Genomic DNA, 19,418 nt, shown 5'->3' on the forward strand with positions numbered 1-19,418 from the left:
AGTACATTTGCCTTAAACAAATCTTTAAACCATAAAATACCATGAGACATTTACATTTTGGAAAGCTGCTTTTTGTTGTCTTTTCTCTCTTGTTAGCCTGTACGGTTTCGGCGCGTAAGCCGATTAAAACATTACTGATCACAGGACAAAACAATCATAACTGGCAGGTGAGCCATGTTGTGTTGAAACAAATCCTGGAAAATTCCGGCCGTTTTGATGTGGACTTTGCCGTCTCTCCCGAACAGGGTAAGGACATGTCCGGCTTTGTGCTCGACTTCAGCCCTTACCAGTTGGTAGTGCTGGATTATAACGGAGATTCGTGGCCGGAAGAGACGAACCGCCGTTTCCTGGAATATGTGCAGAACGGCGGTGGTGTTGTCATCTATCATGCGGCCGACAATGCTTTCTCCAAATGGCCGGAGTTTAATAAAATCTGTGCCTTGGGAGGTTGGGAAGGACGTAACGAGAATTCCGGCCCTTATGTGTACTGGCAGGACGGCAAGCTGGTCAAGGACAGTTCGGCGGGTGTCGGCGGTTCGCATGGACGCCAGCACGAATATGTATTGAACGGACGTGACAAAGTGCATCCTATCGTGAAAGGCCTGCCCTTGAAATGGCGTCATGCCAAAGATGAACTTTACGACCGTATGCGGGGACCGGGCAATATCCGGGATATTTTGTACACGGCCTATTCGGATAAGGAAACAAACGGTTCCGGTCGTGAAGAACCGCTAATCTTTACTGTCGATTACGGGAATGCCCGCATCTTCCATACGATGCTCGGACATGCCGGTGCTACTCCGGAAGATAATATAGCAATGCAGTGTACGGGCTTCCAGGTGCTTTTGCTTCGCGGAGCCGAATGGGCGGCAACCGGAAAAGTGACTCAGAAAGTTCCGAAAGACTTCCCGACGGAGACTTCTTGCTCTTATCGGAAGGATTATAAGGAATAAAACAATTGTCGTTTCGTAGGGGCAGGGCTCTGCTCTGCCTATTGGTCTCCAATAAGATGATATTTGGAGGGTGTGTCAAAATCCCCTTGTCCCCGCACTTGATGCGGGGCCGCAAAAAAAAGACCTTATCAATCAGATCTTTATAAGGTCGGGTTTAATGCGTTCCCGCGTCAAGCGCGGGAACGGGATAGTTTTGATACACCTCCTACAGGGATATTTTTATCTCTTTCTCTTCTCTTTTATAACGGATATTCCTCGAACGCATACAACACCGTAGACAAATACCTCTCTCCCGTATCCGGCAATAGTGCCACAATCGTTTTTCCTTCGTTCTCCGGGAGCCGGGCCAGTTGCAGGGCGGCATATACGGCTGCACCGGAAGAAATGCCGACCAACAAGCCTTCCTTTTGTGCCAGTTCGCGTGATGTGCGGATGGCGTCGTCTCCTTCTACCTGGATGATTTCATCCACTACCGAGCTGTCGTAGGTTTTAGGGATAAAGCCTGCGCCGATCCCCTGTATCTTATGCGGTCCGGGTTTGCCGCCGGAGAGCACAGCCGAGTCGGCAGGCTCCACAGCTACGATTTTGACATCCGGATTGTGCGCTTTCAGTCCTTTGCCAACGCCGCTTACCGTACCGCCTGTTCCGACTCCTGCGACGAAGATATCGACTTTGCCGTCTGTGTCGCGCCAGATTTCCTGTGCGGTGGTTGTAGCATGCCGGGCCGGGTTTGCCGGGTTTTCAAACTGTTGCAGGATGATGGAGCCGGGTGTTTCGTCACGTAATGCTTCCGCTTTGGCGATGGCGCCTTTCATCCCTTCTGCTCCGGGTGTGAGGACCAGATTGGCCCCTAATGCTTTCAGCAGGTTACGACGTTCCTGGCTCATCGTTTCGGGCATTGTCAGTACCAATTTATAACCTTTGGCGGCCGAGACGAAAGCCAACCCTACGCCGGTGTTACCGCTGGTCGGTTCTATGATTGTTGCCCCCGGTTTCAGCAAGCCTTTTTCTTCCGCATCTTCAATCATTGCCAATGCAATGCGGTCTTTTACGCTACCTGCCGGATTGAAATATTCCAGCTTTCCGATTACTTTCGCTTTCAGTCCTTTGCTTGCGTTAAAGTTTGAGAACTCTAACAACGGGGTATTGCCTATGAGGTCAGTTAGTTTTTTTGCTATCATCGATTATATTCTTTATAAATTTATGAATTGTCAATTCTCAATTGTCAATTGAAACAAGTCGTTTCATCGTTTGCATTTTTGCTTCCGTTTCAAGCCATTCACTTTCTGTTTCCGAAGAAGCAAGAATGCCTCCGCCTGCATATAAAACAAATGATCCGGGCAAGATGTTCATGCAGCGTAAGTTTACATATAGGTCGCTCTTCTCTTCGGGGGCCAGCCAGCCGATAAAACCTGAATAATAACTCCGGTCGTAGCCTTCGTTTTCCCGGATAAAACGGTACGTCTCTTCTTTGGGCAGCCCGCAGACGGCAGGCGTAGGATGCAGCCGTTTCAGCAGTTCGCCGAGTTTTTTATTATCGGGCAGGGGAAAGCTGAAGTCGCTTTTCAGATGAGACAGTTCACCGGCGCGTACCGGAGCCGGCGGGGTTTCTGTCGGCTTGATGCCTAATGCTTGCAACTGCTTGCGGATGTAGAAGGCCACATATTCCTGCTCTTCCCTGTTTTTGTCGTCCCATTCTGTCGGGAGTTCCCCGTTTTGGAGCGGTTGGGTGCCGGCAAGGGCGACTGTATGCCATTCTCCTTTCTCGCCGGAGAGGATAATTTCGGGCGTACACCCGAGCCATGTGCCTGTCTCGGGTGTATGGTAGAGATAAACATACGAATATTTGTACCGCTCGATTGCCTTGTGGAAAGCGGCGGCAGGGGAGAAGTCTGTTTTGCCTGCCGGAATTGTCTGGCTGCGTGACAGCACGAGTTTCTCGAACTGCTTTCGATGCAGCGGTTCGATGAAGGTATTGAAACGGCGGTTGTAATCTTCCTTCGGGTTTTCCGGGTAGGAAACGAGAGTTTCACTATGATGGAACTCTTGTTCCGTAGGCATGGAACTTTTGTTCCATAGGCATGAAACTTTTATTTCCTCGTCGGACGGAAGTTCTTGGATGTCCGGCCGGATCAGTACGATCGGATGCTGCTTACTTACATGGAAGGGAGCAATGACGAAACCACTCTGTTCGTCCAGTTCCTCGATATGATAGAGAAGACGTGCAGAACCGGAGGTCTGCATGGCGAAACGGGGTGATTCTCCCGGTATTCGCCAGAGTGCAAAACTCCGGTTCTTTTTGATCAATGTGTCGACTACGTTACAAATCCTTAATTCGTCTGGTGTCATTTCTTTTTTAATATACTGTTGACTACACGGATGGAAGATACCAATTTATCAGTGGATGTGAATACATCGACATTCCAAACGTGTGAAGAGCGTCCTTTGTGAATGATGGTTCCGACGGCGCGAACGGTATCTCCTTCATGGGCGGATGACATGTGGTTGCCGCTGACCTGCATGCCGACCACGATTTCGTCCGGCTTGGCCAGGATCATCGAGCCTAACCCGGCAACAGTTTCGGCCAGTGCGAGTGTCGCTCCGCCATGCAGGATACCGAATGGCTGGCGGGTACGTTCGTCTACCGGCATGGTTGCTTCTACACGATCTTCGGATGCATAGGTATACTGGATGCCGAGGTTTCCCATCAGGGCGTGTCTGGCACGCATATTCAGTTGGTCGAGCGGAACTTCCGTCGGACGTATTTCGGCCAGGATTGCCCGTTCGACAGCCACGGCCACACCTTCTTCCTCGTTGGTGAGTGTCGTTTTGTCCACACAGGCCTTAACCGAATCCTCTGCATTTCCCATTGCGATCCCTACACCGGCAAGTTGCAACATGGTCACGTCGCAGACACCGTCGCCGATTGCGATCACCTCTTCCGGCAAAACGGACAGTTTGGTCATCAGCACGCCCAATGTGTTTCCTTTGTCAATGAACTGGGGAACGACTTCTAAGAAATAAGGTTCCGACCGGAATGCATCCAGCACACCGTCGAGGCGTTTCTTCCAATGATTTTCCAGGCCGACGAGCGCCTCTTCGTCGTCACTTGCCAGCATACATTTGCAGGGTGAGAAATCGACGGCTTCGGCGAAGTTATCGACACCGACTACCTGCATCTTGTTGAGGTTGGCTTCTTGGATGACATACTTATTGTCCGGTTTATCCGTCAGGATGAAATCTTTGTGATAGGTGAAGATGGCAAAGTCGTTTTTCTTCGCTTTTTGTACGAAATAGGGAATCCATTCCGGATCGATACGTTTCTCGAATAATAGTTCGCCGGTCTGCACGTTGATGATCTGACCGCCGTTGTAAGAAAGGATGTAACCTCCATAATGATTCAGTTCCAGCTTTTCAGCGATGGGCATGACTCCATTAGTCGGTCTTCCTGATGCCAATACAATATGTACCCCCATTTGCTGTACCTTCAGAAGGGCAGCCAGGGTACGGGGGCTGATCTCTTTCTGGTTGTTGAGCAGCGTCCCGTCTACGTCGAGAACTAATAATTTATACTTCATGGCCTCTCTGTATTTTTTGTTAATGATACAAATATACGGAATTTTTGCTTCCGCTCGCTTAACAGAAAGGACAACTGTGCTAAAAATAACCTTCCTACTGAATTTTGATGCGGTTGCTCTCGAAGAGAGGTTTTGTCGAGATGCGCTTTACACAAAATACAATATCCCCCTAAAAAAGGCGATTTTGCATAGTCAATTCATTTTCTGTAGTTTATAAAATTAGTAGTTTGTTAAAAAATATTACCCTTGCGTGTAATTTGAATTAAACGGGGTATAAAATCGAAATAGATGCGGTAGTAGTTTCGATTTGGACTAATGGCTTTTTTACGAATGTGACAATAAGAGGGTAGGGCGACATTGGGATGCCACTAAATTGATGAAGAGCCAAAAACACTATATAGATATGCCCATACAGAAGGCCAAGATGTTGCGAAAATAACCATCACGGGCTATTGAAAGTGCTGACCACCTGTCCGTTCTCCCGGATATATTCGTATAATTCTTTGTAGAAAGCATGTCGTGTCAGTGTCGGTGCGTCTCCTAAAATCATCAATTTCATACGGGCACGGGTGATGGCGACGTTCATGCGGCGCAGGTCGCCGAGGAAACCGATCCGGCCTTTGTCGTTGGCGCGTACGAGGCTGATCATGATCACATCTCGCTCCTGCCCTTGGAAGCCATCTACCGTGTGGACGGTTATCAGACGGCGGAAAGGTTTGAAGAAAACATTGCGCTTGACCAGTCCGCGGATATACTGAACCTGCGATTTGTAAGGCGAAATCAGGCCGAAGTCAATGCTTTCGTCTAATACCCGTTCCTTGCCGATCTTTTCGATATATTTCTGCAAGGTCGAGACAAGCAAGGTCGCTTCGTCTTTATTGATACGGCTCATGCTGTCGGTGAGTTGGTCTTCTTCGAAATGGCAATCCGCTGTGTCGAGCCAGACGACAGGGGTGTCGAATTCCAAGATGCCGCGATGCTTGACTTCCGGTGCGGATTGCAGCTCATCCCGGTAGAACCAGCGAGAAGGAAAGCGCATGATGCTTTCGTTCATCCGGTACTGCGTTTTCAGAAGTGAGACAGTTTCAGGCTTCCGGTCGGTTATTTTTTGCATCAAGGTGTGGTCCAAGCCGCCGCGTGCCGCTTCTATACATTTGATGGTAGGAGGGAGCTGGTGATGGTCGCCCGCTAAGATGACCCGGTCCGCTTTGCCGATCGCAATCCAGCAGGCGGCTTCAAGTGCCTGGGCGGCCTCGTCGATAAAGAGAGTCGTGAAGTTACGGTTGGTCAACACCCGGTTCGCCGATCCGACCAGCGTGCAGGCTACGACACGCGCCTCGTCGAACAGTTCCGTGTCGATCTTTACTTCCAGTTCCGTTGCCCGGAAACGGAGGCGGGAGAGACGGTTGCGTCCTGTTTCCTTCTCACTGTGGCTCTTTCTACGGAGATTGGATTGTATCTCGCGGATTGCCTTGCGGATTCCCCATAGTTCGGCATAGTCGGGATGCGATTCGAAACGTCGTTCATAAGTAAAAGAAAGCATCTTGTCGTTTACGCGTGTCGGGTTACCGATGCGCAGGACATGGATGCCGCGATCGACCAGTTTTTCGGATATCCAGTCGACGGCTGTATTGCTTTGGGCACAGACCATTACCTGGTTTTCCCGGTGTAAAGTCTCATAGATCGCTTCAACCAAGGTGGTCGTTTTGCCGGTTCCGGGAGGACCGTGCACGATAGACACATCCTTTGCCGCCAATACATGATTGACCGCCTCTTCCTGCGACAGGTTCAGCCAGGGAAAACGCATGGGGAAAAGTGTGCGCCGGCCGGCGGGTGTTTTGCCTAACAGGACGTCCCGCAGATAAGCTAACCGGTTCCCTTTCGCTTGGATGACGGTAGACAAGGCGTTGAACATCGTCTTGTAACTGGTCTCGTCGAAATAAAGCTGGACGCCGATTTCGCCAGCCTTTTGTATTTCCGTAAGTGCGTTAGGAGAGGGTAATATTACGACCATCCGGTCGTCTTGCACATAACTGATGACAGCCGAGAAGTTCAGGTATTCAGGTTTCCCGCCTCCTTTTGTTGTGAAGAAGCAGACCGGACAGCCATATTCAAAATTGTGTTCGGTCTCTTTGTCCTCCAGCCGCCCTATTTCTACGACAAGTTGGTTCAGGGAGTTATAATAGCTCTTTCCCGGTACGACAGGATACCAGCATAGTCCTTGTTGGATGCGGCGGTGTATGCCGGCCCGTTCGGTTTGTTCCCGATACATCTCTTTTTCATATTCGAATTCTTTCTGCAGAAGATCGTACTGATGTTGCAGGTCTGCGGTCGGAGTCTTGAATTGAGTTGTCATCATTCTTTGTTTAATCGGGCGCAAACTTACATAAAAAAACGCAATCGGATAGGGGTTTTTCTTCTTTCCGATGTCATTAAGTCAAACGGATAGCTATCTTTGTTTATTAATTGGAAGGATTAAAATAACTGAGTATGAAAAATAAAGTTCTATATGCAATCATGTCTTTGTTGATTCTGACGGGATGCGGATCGATGAAGAATATGAGCCGGGAAGACCGGGCAGGTGTAGGGGCCCAGATAGGCGCTTTTGTCGGATGGCTTTTCGGCGGAGCGGTCGGAAATGCTATAGACGATGATATAGGGGGTGACATAGGGGCGTTTGTCGGGACGGCGGTCGGAGGAATTGCCGGTGCGCAGATCGCAGCAAATACAGGTGAGGTGGTAAGAGTGGAGAAGAGGAATCCGGGGAATTATACGCCGTCTTCGCATGTTCTCCTTCCCGATTTGCAGATCGAAGACATCTTATTGGAAGAGGACAGTGTCACTCGCGACGATAAGATCAATGCGGGTGAGACCTGCCATATCTCCCTTGTGATCGTGAATAACAGCTTTCAGGATGCTTTGGACGTGGAACCAATAGTAAAAGTTGAGAAGGGCAAACATCTGAAACTGTCCGAACCTGTCAAGATCACCAAAATCACCCGCGATGACCGTATCACCTATAATGTCATGGTGCAGGCCTCCCCGAAGTTGCGTACAGGCGAAGCTGTGTTCAGCGTCCGCCTGAAAGAAGGGCGTGGCAACGGCACGGAAGAGGAAACCTTTACGGTTAAAACTGTCGGTGGTGACAAATGAGATCTTATCTGATGAGAGAATAAAGCAGCCATATTGAAAGGAGGACTTAATTTCCGGAGCTCACGGTTTTCTTTGTCCCGTTGTAACATATCATTTATGCAGCCTAAAGTTCCCATAATTTATTAATTATTTATTAGATGAAACAAATGTACATTTTTTTGTCGGGTATTCCTTTCTTTACTAAAGAAATAGTTCAAATTATCTATGTTCCGCAATCGAAATACTTATGTTTTGAGAAGGATGTCTTATCTTTGCAATCATAAAGTCAAAGAAATCTATATTCATGGATAAAACAACTCAAACACAAATCATCAAACTTATACATCAGGAGGTGATTCCCGCTATCGGCTGTACGGAACCGGTTGCGGTCGCATTGGCTGCCGCTAAGGCTGCCGAGGTTTTAGGCTGTAAACCGGAGAAAACGGAAGTATTTCTGAGTGCCAACATTCTGAAGAATGCAATGGGTGTAGGAATACCCGGAACCGGAATGGTCGGGTTGCCGATAGCGATTGCTTTGGGTACGCTGATCGGCAAGTCTGCTTATGGCCTCGAAGTTTTGCGCGACCTGACACCTGAGGCACTTACCGAAGGAAAGCAGGTGATCGAAGATAAACGGATTCATATCGCTTTAAAGGATAATGTCGACAAGCTCTATATCGAGGTGATTTGTTCGGCCGGAGATGAAACTTCGCGGGTGATTATCTGCCATGAACATACGAATATCGTGTATGTGGAAAAGAATGGTGTAGTCTTGACAGACCAGAGGAAAGAAGGGGTTTCTTGTGATGTTTTGGACGATGATGAATTGAGGCTCTCTTTCTCTACCGTGTATGAGTTTGCGATGGAAATGCCGCTCGATGAGATCCGTTTTATCCTGGAAACTGCCGATCTGAACCGGAGAGCGGCCGAGGCTTCCCTGAAGGGGAATTTCGGACATACGGTTAGCAAGACTGTTTCCGGTGCATACGGACGTAAATATATGGGCGACTCTGCCTATACCCATATGCTGGCAATGACGGCCGCCGCCTGCGATGCCCGTATGGATGGTGCCATGATCCCGGTGATGAGTAACTCCGGCAGTGGGAACCAGGGGATTGCAGCGACACTTCCCGTCCTTTCTTTTGCTGAAGATATCGAATGTACGGAAGAACAGTTGATCCGTGCCCTGATGCTAAGCCATCTGATGGTCATCTATATCAAGCAAAGCCTGGGACGCCTGTCCGCCCTTTGCGGTTGTGTGGTGGCTGCCACGGGAGCCAGTTGCGGCATTACCTATCTGATGGGGGGCGATAAAGTGAAGATTTCCTATGCGATCAAGAATATGATCGGCAATATTACTGGTATGATATGCGACGGGGCAAAACCCAGTTGCGCCATGAAAGTTTCCAGTGGTGTTTCGACTGCTATGTTGTCCGCGCTGATGGCAATGGAAAACAAGGTAGTGACTCCGGTTGAGGGCATTATCGACGAGGATGTCGATAAGTCGATCATCAATCTGACTTCTATCGGTTCCAAAGGTATGGAAGCCACGGATAAGCTGGTGTTGGACATTATGACTGGAAAATCCTGCTAACGAATAAAAACAATTCGGGTGTGTAAGAATTGTGGAATTTTTACACACCTTACTCAATCCTTTCCACACTTTCCACACTTTTCCTATTTCCCCTCAAATAATTTATACTGATTTTATACTCTTGTTTATCAGGAGCTTGTTGAAGATGTGCATCAGCTTTCCCATTTCTGGCACGTCCTTTGCAACTTATTTATCAGAATTAGATATTATCCTTCCCGAGATATTGTTTTCTGATTAGATATTTGATTAGAAAAAGCTTATCGATTTTAAATCCGCTTCGCCTGTGAAGGTAAAGCGGATTTTTTAATTTAGAACCATTTGATCTTTCTGAAAATGAAGAACGATAAGGCCGATAACGTGAGGGAGATCATGACGATGATGGCGAAACCGTGTGGCATGTTCTCTCCGTAGATCGGGACGTTCATACCGTAGAAACTGGCGATGAGGGTGGGAACCATCAGGATGATGGAGATGGAGGTCATGCGCTTCATGATGGTGTTCACGTTGTTGGAGATGATGGAGGCGAATGCGTCCATCGTGCCGGTCAGGATATCGCTATAGATATTGACTGTGAGGTGCGCCTGCTTTAACTCTGTTTCCACATCTTCCACCAGTTCGTTGTCCATATAAACCGGTTCCTGGAAGATGCTTTGCAGTTTGGTGAGCATCACTTCATTACCACGGATGGAGGTGTTGAAGTAAACCATGCTCTTTTCCAGCTTCATCAGGCGAAGCAAGTCTTCATTGCGGATACTTTTTTCCAGGGCTTTTTCGGCATGCGCCACTTCATTGTTGATTTGTTTCAGATATTTCAGGAACCATACGGCGGACGAATGGATCAACCGCAGGATCAGGTCGTATTTGTGACGTACGACGACCTCTTTGCGGCGGGTGTACCGGATAAAGTCCGATATCAGTTCCGTCTTATAATAGCAAACGGATATGATGATTTCATTGTTTGTCATAATCCCCAGGGGGATAGTCGTGAAAGGAATACCCTGTTCCTGGCTTTGTACCGGAATTCGAATGATAGTCAATAACCAATTTCCTTCATATTCGATACGCGGGCGTTCGTCCGTATCGGCAATGTCGCTTAAAAAAGATTCGGGAACATTGAATTGGTTTGTCAGGTAATGGATATCCTCCGGTGTAGGGCATTCTACATTGATCCAGCTGTTTGGAAGCCATTGGTCTTTTTCCACAAAGCCGGCTTCACAATAAAGAAAAGTTCTCATTATTGCCTCCTTTCGTTTTTGTCAACGTACAGAGGCCTTGCTGTCTGCCCCTGCGCGTTACTTGTTACTTATTGTTTCTATTTCTCGCGGAATACTGTCGTCCATAATTTATCATTACTTTTTACGGCTGCAAAGATAGAAAAATCCGGTAATAAATATGTATTGGAAGCGGATTTTTGTCAAGTTCGTGAGATTGCATATCTGCGATAACGGTAATAAGCGATACCCACCAAATCAGCCAGGAACCAACCGATAGGAATAGACCACCAAATACCGGTAACTCCTATGGAAGGAATGGATGCCAGCCAATAGGAAAGGACGACGCGTGTACCTAAAGACAGAATGGTAAGCACGACGGACATTCCCGGCATACGGATGGCCCGGTAATAACCATAAAGGAGGAACAAGATTCCGATGCCTAAATAAAAAGTCCCTTCAATGCGCAGGTATTCTGTTCCGATGCGAAGTATCTCAGCTTCATCCGGACGGACGAAAATAAGCATCAACGGCTTGGCAAAAAAGAAAACCAACAGCGAGATGACAAGAGAAAAGACGATCGTTATAAGAAATGCGCTGCGTACTCCCCGGCGGATACGATCCCCTTTTCGCGCCCCAAAATTCTGGGCGACGAAGGTGGAAAAAGCATTCCCGAATTCCTGAACAGGCATATAGGCGAAAGAGTCGATCTTGACTGCTGCGGCGAATGCGGCCATGACAGCCGTACCAAAACTATTTACCAACCCTTGCACCATCAATATTCCGAAATTCATCACGGATTGTTGGACGCAAGTCAGTGTGGAGAAAGAAGTGATTTCTTTCAGGCTGGAACGGTCGAAGCGCATATCTTTCCGGTGTAATCGTAGTTCGGGGCGGGTTTTATAGGTGTACAGCAAGATACCGGATGCCGCCATTCCCTGTGCGATGACCGTTGCGACTGCCGCTCCTTCGATGCCTTGATCCAAGACGAGAATAAGAAACAAATCAAGCCCGATATTCAAAACGACTGACACGGCCAGGAACCATAAAGGTGTCACGGAATCGCCTACGGCCCGAAGTAATGCCGCATAAAAATTATACAGGAAAGTAAAGGCTATTCCCCAGAAAATGATCCATAGATAGTTACGCATCAACGGATAAACATCATAGGGGACTTGCAACCATCGCAAAATCGGATCGAGCCACAGGAACACAGCTACATTCAGCAGAACGGTCACCGTGCCGATCAACAAGAAGGAAACATAAATGCTACGTCGCAGGGCGGGGAGGTCACCGGCTCCGTATTGCAGTGAGAAAACCGTGCCGCTCCCCATCGACAAACCCAGCAGGATAGAGATCAGGAAAACCATCAAGGTATAGGCGGAACCGACCGCAGCCAGCGCATTTGAGCCGATACATTGTCCTACGATCAGTGTGTCGGCTATGTTATAGCATTGTTGCAAAAGCGATCCTGCCAGCATCGGCAATGTGAATTGTAGCAAGGTGGTGGTTATACCTCCTTGTGTAAGGTCTCCTTTCCGTAACATTGTCAGCTCTTTTTTATCCGTATAATTTTGTATGAGTTTGCAAAAATACGAATTTAATCAGATAACCATTCCTTCGGATCTCCGTAACTCTGCCGGAATGGTGAAGAGCTTTTGTTTGGTGGCAGAATGAATCCCTAATCGAGCATCAAGCTCATATAAGCTTCCCGGCTCTGGTAGTCGAGTAACAGGCGGGTAAGAGATTGAGTGTCCATTTCCTTCAGTTCACCGATATTGAGAACGGAGTTTTCGTGGGTGGAAGCCCAGTGATGGATGAGGCGGTCACGATCCAGGACACGTGCCATACCTAAGGGGAAAGTTCCTGGTCCGGCGAAAGGAGTGCGGTAGATAGCCTTTTCCACTTTGTTCTGGATTGTCGCCTCCTGTAAGAGCAGGTTCTTGATGTTGTCGTTGTCATACATCAATTCTTTGACATAAATATGGTCGCCGGCAGGATGGAAAAAGATCATTCCGATCGGTTCGTTCTGAATGTTCAAGGCTGTCAGCATCTGCCCGCCGGACATCTGCAGATCGCGCAGGATAGTGACGAAATCGTCATAACCGTGCAGCACATAGCAAGTGCGTTCCCGCTGTTTCTTATTGAAAAAATTGTAGAGAGACTCCATCGAAGGGACTTCGGGCGGTACAACCAAAATACCCTGTTCCCAAGCTGTTTCAATAGGCCGGATATATGTCTCTTCCGAATAGTCGAAAGCCTCCGTATATCCTAAATCGCGATAATAATCGAACAGCCACGGATCGGCCGGGATAATGACTGTCAAGGCTACTTTCCGGCTTTCCATCACTTCGAATGCCTTCTGTATCAGTTGGCGCATAAACCCCTGACCACGTTCGGAAGGAAGGGTACAGGCTCCATATATATAGCTTACGGATATCTCCGTCCCGTAGTAAGTCATGACATACGGAAGCATTTGAAGGGCGGAAACGATTTTTCCGTCTTTCTCTATAAACAGGGCGTTTTCTTTTTTGTAGACTCGGTCGAAGAACAGTTTGATAAATTCTTCACTGTCGTCGAAAGAGGTACGCCACAGGTCGATCAATTGAGGTTTGTTGTTATCCATCGTTCAATATTATTTTGCAGGTTTCTTTATTGCTGCGGATTTTTCCAATAGGATGAACGGGTTATACGAAAGTTTAGCCTGACGTAGACCGGGAATACCCAAGTCTTCCTCCCGGTTCATATAGGTATATTTCTCCGGAAGGTGGGAGGCGAATTCTTTGTTGATAACAGCATAAGCCCCCTCATAGTTCACATTCGCCTTTTCGACATGGACGCCGAAAGTGTCGTGGTTGATCGGGGCGCCGAAGGTGAAAGCGACAATTTCGTGGTCTACGCAAATGGCTCCTCCAATAAGTCCCAATTCGTTGTAATGGTTCAAGGCGTAGAGGATGGAACGGCGTTCGTCGTTCAGATCCTCCTCGTCATTATCTTCCCGGTTGGCTTTGTACCATTTGCATTCGAGCTGGAGGCATTCGGGAACCAGTTCGGGTGTGATAGGGATATATTTGTAATCAAATTTCTTATTGAAGTTGTTGATATGATTGCGTTTCGCCTGGTATTTCTTTCCTTTCAGGGTTGCCAGGTCTTCACGCAAATAGATGTAATCGAAATAATCTCGTTCGGGAATGTAGAAAAATCCTCCGGGGATTGCTTTTTCGAGTTCTTCTTTGGCATCGGGCGTTACGCCTAACATACAGAGCGGGTGGCCCTGTTCGAGTGAATCGGCTTCCAACAGGTCGATTGCCTGTTTCAGGTTGCCCTGACCCGTAGGTGTCATATAAGCGACTCTCGTTTTGTTTTCGATCCAGAAACGGATCAGCAGGCTGCCGTCGACAATGGCAAACTCGCTGTCGTATAGGAATCGCCAACTACAGATGTTGGCAAATGAATAATCGCAATTCTTGTAATTGCTCGGTATCGTAAAGGATGTTATAATATCTTTATCTTCGATTCCGATTGGTTTGAACGGTATCTTCATCTTTTTCTTTTTTGGTGTGCAAATATAAAACTAATAAATATCAGTGAATGTTTAGAACGGAAATAATAATGGCAATATGAAGATCATGACGATTCCCATGATGATTTGCAAGGGCATGCCGACTTTGACATAGTCCATGAATGTGTACTTGCCCGCCGACATGACCAGAGCGTTCGGAGGAGTCGAGAAGGGGGAGGCGAAGCACATGCTCGCACCCACCGTTACGGCCAGCAGGAACGGGTAGGGACTGACCCCGATTGCCAAGGCCGATTGTAACGCGATGGGAGCCACCAGTACCGCTGTTGCCGTATTGCTGATGAACATGGTGAGCAGAGAAGTCGTGAAATAGATTCCCGCCATAAGGACAAGTGGCCCGTAATCACCCAATCCGCTTACCAGTTTTTCCGATATCAGGTTGGAGGCTCCTGTCTTTTCGAGGGCAAGCGACATCGGGAGCATGGCGGCTATCAGTACGATGCTTTCCCAGTTGATCGTCTTGTAGGCGTCTTCCACATTGCGGAAGCAGCCTGTCAGCACCATCAGGATCGCTGCGATCAGGACGGCTGCGACCGGAGGAATCGGAATGAAATCGAATACCATCGCTGCGATCATGCCGGTCATGATCAGGGCGGCGACAGGTGCTTTATAGTCCAGTGTGACTTTGGATGCTTCTTCGACAGGTTGTCCGAGTACTACCCATTGAGACTGTTTATGGCTCATGCGGGCGATGCTATCCCATGTGCCCTGTATCAGGAGGATGTCGCCGGAGTGCATCTTTACCTCTTTTATATCAGACAGGATATATTCGTTTTTCCGTTGTATGCCTAATATGTTGACTCCATATTTATCCCTGAAACCGGAATCTTTGACCGCTTTATTGATCAATTTGGAATCCGGCATCAACAAGACTTCGGCGATACCGATCTCCTGCACACTCAGTTTTTCGTCGGACGGTCCGCCGGCGAACTCGGTGACTCTCGATTCTGTGAGCGACAGTCTGTTTTCACGGGCAAACAGTTCGATCTTGTCGAATGCTCCGAAGACATATAAGATATCGTTTTCTTTCAGTTCTGTGTCCGGACCGGCCAATTTTTGATCCACGGTCTTCATGAAGCGGCCCTGTGACGGCGATTTTCTTCGTATTTCGAGGATCGTCAGATTATATGTTTGTGTGATATTGAGTTCCTGTAATGTTTTATTGCAAACCAGGGAACCGGAGGTGACTCTCAAGCGGTAGAGATTGTCGGAGAGTTGGTATTTCTGTGCCAGTTCTTTTGGAGTGCGGCCGCCGGAAGTCTCTTTTTTATTGTTGTCGTCTTTTTTTGCCAGGAATATTTTACTGAGCGGGATCAGGATAATGATCCCAGTTAGCACGCAGATCAATCCGACCGGAGTGAAAGAGAAGAACGAAAGGTTGTCGAACCCGGCGTTCTTCAAAGCCTCCTGCACGACGAGGTTGGGAGGCGTACCGATCAGGGTCGCCATTCCTCCCATGCTGCTTGCGAAAGCGAGAGGCATCAGGAAGCGGCTGGGGTTTATGTTGGCATTCATCGCCATACTGACCACGATGGGTAACATCAGGGCCACAGTTCCGGTGTTGCTGACAAAGGCGCCAATGAAGGCTGTCACAACCATAATTAAAATGAATAACTTCAATTCGCTTTTCCCTGCCAACTGGAGTATTTTACTGCTGATCATCTTGGCCAGGCCGGTTTTGAAGATGGCTCCCCCGACCACGAACAAGCCGACCATCATGATTACGATCGGATTTGAAAAACCGGATAATGCTTCTTCAGGAGTTAAAATCTTACAGACCATGAGGAGTACGAGTGCGCAGAGCGCAACAAGGTCCGAGCGTATCTTCCCGTTCACGAAAAACAAGGCGGAAAGCGCTAAAATGACGAGAGTTGTTATCATAAAATGTTATTAATAGGGTTTTAACTTAATCTAAAAAGACTTGTATGTATTAAACTAATAACTATCTTTAAATGTTCGAAGTGAAATGATTTTTATTTAAAAGTGAGAAGGAAATGAATACTGATAAAATATTACCGATCGACCTCTATCATGCCGTGTCGACTGCGAATTTGACATTGGAAAGTACTTTAAAGATCATTCACGTCGAAGTCGGGCAGGATCATGAACTGTTGCCTTTGGAACCGGGAACTCTTGCTGTGGTCTGCCGGGGAGGAAAGTTCGAATGCAAAGCGCTTGGAAAGGAAATCTCCATAGTTGCCGGACAGGTGTTCCTGGCGTCTGTGGAAGACGTGAGTGACATATCCTGTTTTTCGGAGACAGGTTTTGAAGGGATTGTAATCTATGCCGGTAGTGATCTGCTGATCAATCGGCAACGTCTGATGTTCCGGACGATTACACCGGACGAACTGGAAGAGTCCGGACTCTATATCCGGCTGATACAGTCACAAATCGAGCGAATGAGCGATGCCCGTGTCAAAGTGGTGGAATCACTTTTGCGTGCCCTTATTTTCTTCCTCCAGCAGGGAGGACATCTGGCGGACGACCGGGATAGCGAGGTTCCACCTTTCTTCCACGATTTCGCTTTGCTGATTAGTCGTTATCATCATTATCCGGTTTATTATTTTGCCGAGAAGTTAGGAATGACTTCGGCGGAACTGAATAACAAATGCAAATCGCATTCCGGTATTTCGGCGGCGGAATGGATCAGCCAGTATGTCTTACTTGAGGCGAAAGACTTGCTGATTAAGACTCGACTGAGACCTTCCCGTATTGCCGTGATGCTTAATTTCTCAAATTATGATACCTTTGCACGCTGGTTCAGGCGGCATACGGGAGAGTTGCCGGGGAACTGGAGATAATGGAAATTGAGAATTGAAAATTAAGATACCATGAGATGGACATTTGAGAATGCGAAGATAAAGGGGCAGATCGTTTTGACCGATTCGCTCCATGAAGACCCGGATCTTCTGAAAGACAAAACACTGTACAAGTTTATATGGGTGGATTCCGGCGAAGTGGAGTTGGATATCGACCATCAGCAGCTTGTTTTGAAGAAGGGACAGCTCATTCCACTTTCCCATTTGCATCATCTGGAGTTCCTGCGCATCGAAGGCAAATACCATGCTCTGCTGTTCAACGGAAACTTTTACTGCATACATGGCAATGACCATGAAGTGTCGTGTAACGGGTTACTGTTTCACGGTTCGTCGCATGTGCTGACTTTTGTCCTTTCGGAAGATGAACGGCGGAAGATCGACACGCTGACGGGGATCATGCAAGAGGAGTTTCTCAGTACTGACCACCTGCAAGACGAGATGCTCCGGGTACTGTTGAAACGGTTTATCATATTGTGTACGCGAATAGCGGAAGACCGGCAGGGAGTCGTTCGGGAGAATAGCTTCCAGTTCGAGACGATCCGTAAATTCTATGTCTTGGTCGATACTTATTTTAAGGAGAAAAAACAGGTGCAGGAATATGCAGACATGCTGAACAAATCCCCGAAGACATTGGCAAATATCCTTTCCACCTATCAGCAGCCTTCCGCCATTCGTATTATCCATAATCGTATCCAGGCTGAAGCCCAGCGTTTGCTGCTCTATACGGCCAAAAGTTCGAAAGAGATCGCCTTGATGCTGGGTTTCGAAGACCAGGCTGCGTTCAGCCGTTTCTTCAAGAACGCAACCGGGTTGAGTGCGACCGAATATCGCCACCAGTATAAAAAAGGACAATAGTGGCGATGACGGGTCGGTCGCTTGGTCGGGTTGCAGCGCTCGCTTACTTGCGGTATTTGCAGCAGCCCGGCAGTTGGTCGTAGACGGTTTGATCCGCTTTGTCGGTATCAGTGTCGTGCCCCACTTTGGCAATAGCTTTGCTGATGGCGTCGACGGAGGTTTTCGACGGATCGTATTGCAGGTGTATCATCTGTTTTTCCTTGTCCCAATGGGCTGACAGAACACCGTTTACGCTTTTAGCCGCCGTTTCGATGCGCTGTTTGCACATATCGCAGGAGCCTTTGACACCGAACATGGCGTGTTCGCCTGCTGTTTCTGATTGTGTATCGGAGGCCTTGTGCGTGGTATGTCCTCCGTGCCCACCCATCGTATGCCCTGCATGGCCGTTCATCGGTTGCGTTTCGCCGGCGTTGTTCATCATCGACTGTTTCCCTTCGAGCTGGGCGCTGGCGTCTATCGAGAATACGCCGTTGGTTACGACCTCTTCTCCTTCGGACAATCCTTTCAGGATGACGTAGGCATTACCGAGGGACGGTCCCAATTCGACTTCGCGCATCAGGAAAGTAGGGGTAGACGTGTCAGGCTGCCTGACATAGACGATAGAACGTTTTCCGGTCCAGAGAACGGCAGTCTGCGGCACGACGATCCGATCCTTATAGCCTTGAAGGGGGGCATTGACCTCGGCGGTCGTATACATTTCCGGTTTTAGCTCCATCCGGCTGTTGGCTACTTCCACACGGACACGTGCCGTACGGGTGGACGGGTTGATGATCGGATCGATAAAAGCGATTCGTCCCGTATATGTCTTACCGGGAAGGGCCTGCAAAGTAAAATGAACCTGGTCGCCTCTATTCAGGAAAGGAAGGTCCACTTCGAAAGCGTCGAACATCGCCCATACGTTTGACAGGTTAGCGATGTCGAACAGTACGGCCCCCGAAGCAACATAATCACCCTGGCTTACCCGTTTAGTCATCACGATCCCGCTTACGTTCGCTTTGATCTCGACGAGCGGGGAAACGGTTCCCGACTGTTCGATCGCTCCTATCTGGGCATCCGTCATTTTCCAGAGACGGAGTTTTTCGCGAGCCGCCTGGATAAGAGCGGGCTGCTGCATCTTGACGGCTTCTAAGAGTTCCTGTTGGGCGGTGAACAGTTCGGGGGAATAGAGGACGGCAAGTGTCTGTCCGGCACGTACAGTCTCACCGGTGAAGTTGATATTCAACTGTTCAATGCGTCCACCGACATGAGCCGTCTGGGATTGAAGGCTTTGTTCGTTCGGGACGATCTTGCCATACAGGCGGACTGTCTTGATCGGATTTTCTTTGCTTACCCTCGAAGTCTGCACATCTGCCAGGGCCGCCGCCTCTTCAGACAGCCGGATGGCGTTGGGATCGGAGCTTTCGCTGCCATTGCCATCGCTACTTTTACGGACCGGGATCAGATCCATCGCACAGATCGGGCATTTGCCGGGTTTGTCCTGGCGTATCTGGGGGTGCATGGAGCAGGTCCAGACACCCGTTTCATCCTGTATGAGGTCATGGCTGTGTCCTTTGTGCATCTCATGCCCCTCATAGGTCTCCGGGGTGGCGTTTTTGGACGGGCTGAACAAAAGCCAGCCGGCCAATAAGCCTGCGAGGGCTACCACTGCATATTGAACCGGTTTGTTTCTTCTTATTTCATTTATCTTTTTCATCTT

Annotated in this window: 15 protein-coding genes; 5 read left to right on the forward strand and 10 right to left on the reverse strand. The window is 48.4% G+C overall.

Annotated elements, in window-relative coordinates; translation table 11 throughout:
* Positions 1-41 precede the first annotated feature (41 nt).
* Positions 42-953, forward strand: coding sequence for a ThuA domain-containing protein (locus NQ564_RS04900; RefSeq protein WP_008148599.1), 912 nt, complete (start codon positions 42-44; stop codon positions 951-953).
* 239 nt (positions 954-1,192) lie between these two features.
* Here NQ564_RS04900 and cysK read toward each other — a convergent pair whose 3' ends face one another.
* From cysK to NQ564_RS04920, 4 genes are all read right to left on the reverse strand, one after another.
* Positions 1,193-2,134, reverse strand: coding sequence for a cysteine synthase A (gene cysK / locus NQ564_RS04905; protein WP_008148601.1), 942 nt, complete (start codon positions 2,132-2,134; stop codon positions 1,193-1,195).
* A 37-nt stretch (positions 2,135-2,171) separates the two neighbouring features.
* Complete coding sequence (locus NQ564_RS04910) at positions 2,172-3,302, reverse strand: isochorismate synthase (protein ID WP_008148603.1); 1,131 nt, start codon at positions 3,300-3,302, stop codon at positions 2,172-2,174.
* Positions 3,299-4,531, reverse strand: a complete 1,233-nt coding sequence (locus NQ564_RS04915; protein ID WP_008148604.1) for a Cof-type HAD-IIB family hydrolase — start codon at positions 4,529-4,531, stop codon at positions 3,299-3,301. The genes NQ564_RS04910 and NQ564_RS04915 overlap by 4 nt, the downstream gene beginning before the upstream one ends.
* Before the next feature lie 442 nt (positions 4,532-4,973).
* A complete protein-coding gene (locus tag NQ564_RS04920; protein WP_039848154.1) occupies positions 4,974-6,887 on the reverse strand; it encodes an AAA domain-containing protein in 1,914 nt (637 codons plus the stop codon).
* 134 nt (positions 6,888-7,021) lie between these two features.
* On the opposite strand from NQ564_RS04920, the gene NQ564_RS04925 reads away from it, so the two are divergent.
* Both NQ564_RS04925 and NQ564_RS04930 read left to right on the forward strand, forming a co-directional pair.
* Positions 7,022-7,684, forward strand: coding sequence for a hypothetical protein (locus tag NQ564_RS04925; RefSeq protein WP_008148610.1), 663 nt, complete (start codon positions 7,022-7,024; stop codon positions 7,682-7,684).
* Positions 7,685-7,967: 283 nt separating this feature from the next.
* Positions 7,968-9,257, forward strand: coding sequence for an L-cysteine desulfidase family protein (locus tag NQ564_RS04930; protein WP_008148611.1), 1,290 nt, complete (start codon positions 7,968-7,970; stop codon positions 9,255-9,257).
* Positions 9,258-9,565: 308 nt separating this feature from the next.
* On the opposite strand, the gene NQ564_RS04935 is transcribed toward NQ564_RS04930, so the two are convergent.
* The 5 genes from NQ564_RS04935 to NQ564_RS04955 all read right to left on the reverse strand — a co-directional run bounded on the left by NQ564_RS04935 (position 9,566) and on the right by NQ564_RS04955 (position 15,929).
* Positions 9,566-10,492, reverse strand: a complete 927-nt coding sequence (locus NQ564_RS04935; protein ID WP_008148613.1) for a magnesium transporter CorA family protein — start codon at positions 10,490-10,492, stop codon at positions 9,566-9,568.
* A 179-nt stretch (positions 10,493-10,671) separates the two neighbouring features.
* The gene (locus tag NQ564_RS04940; RefSeq protein WP_129649853.1) at positions 10,672-12,015 is read right to left on the reverse strand and encodes an MATE family efflux transporter; all 1,344 of its coding nucleotides are present in this window, start codon (positions 12,013-12,015) and stop codon (positions 10,672-10,674) included.
* Positions 12,016-12,149: 134 nt separating this feature from the next.
* Positions 12,150-13,094, reverse strand: coding sequence for a GNAT family N-acetyltransferase (locus tag NQ564_RS04945; protein ID WP_021862098.1), 945 nt, complete (start codon positions 13,092-13,094; stop codon positions 12,150-12,152).
* A gap of 9 nt (positions 13,095-13,103) precedes the next feature.
* Positions 13,104-14,012: a DUF2156 domain-containing protein gene (locus NQ564_RS04950; RefSeq protein ID WP_008148621.1), complete on the reverse strand. Its 909-nt coding sequence runs from the start codon at positions 14,010-14,012 to the stop codon at positions 13,104-13,106.
* 51 nt (positions 14,013-14,063) lie between these two features.
* Positions 14,064-15,929 (reverse strand): SLC13 family permease, encoded by a 1,866-nt coding sequence (locus NQ564_RS04955; RefSeq protein ID WP_008148623.1) that lies wholly within the window; start codon positions 15,927-15,929, stop codon positions 14,064-14,066.
* A gap of 113 nt (positions 15,930-16,042) precedes the next feature.
* Between NQ564_RS04955 and NQ564_RS04960 the strand changes: the two genes are divergently transcribed.
* Together NQ564_RS04960 and NQ564_RS04965 are read left to right on the forward strand one after the other, a co-directional pair.
* Complete coding sequence (locus NQ564_RS04960) at positions 16,043-16,849, forward strand: helix-turn-helix domain-containing protein (RefSeq protein WP_008148625.1); 807 nt, start codon at positions 16,043-16,045, stop codon at positions 16,847-16,849.
* 30 nt (positions 16,850-16,879) lie between these two features.
* The gene (locus NQ564_RS04965; protein ID WP_008148627.1) at positions 16,880-17,722 is read left to right on the forward strand and encodes a helix-turn-helix domain-containing protein; all 843 of its coding nucleotides are present in this window, start codon (positions 16,880-16,882) and stop codon (positions 17,720-17,722) included.
* Between the two features lie 43 nt (positions 17,723-17,765).
* Here NQ564_RS04965 and NQ564_RS04970 read toward each other — a convergent pair whose 3' ends face one another.
* A complete protein-coding gene (locus tag NQ564_RS04970; protein ID WP_039848156.1) occupies positions 17,766-19,415 on the reverse strand; it encodes an efflux RND transporter periplasmic adaptor subunit in 1,650 nt (549 codons plus the stop codon).
* Positions 19,416-19,418: the final 3 nt, after the last annotated feature.

This window comes from Parabacteroides johnsonii DSM 18315, from assembly GCF_025151045.1.
Lineage (GTDB): Bacteria > Bacteroidota > Bacteroidia > Bacteroidales > Tannerellaceae > Parabacteroides > Parabacteroides johnsonii.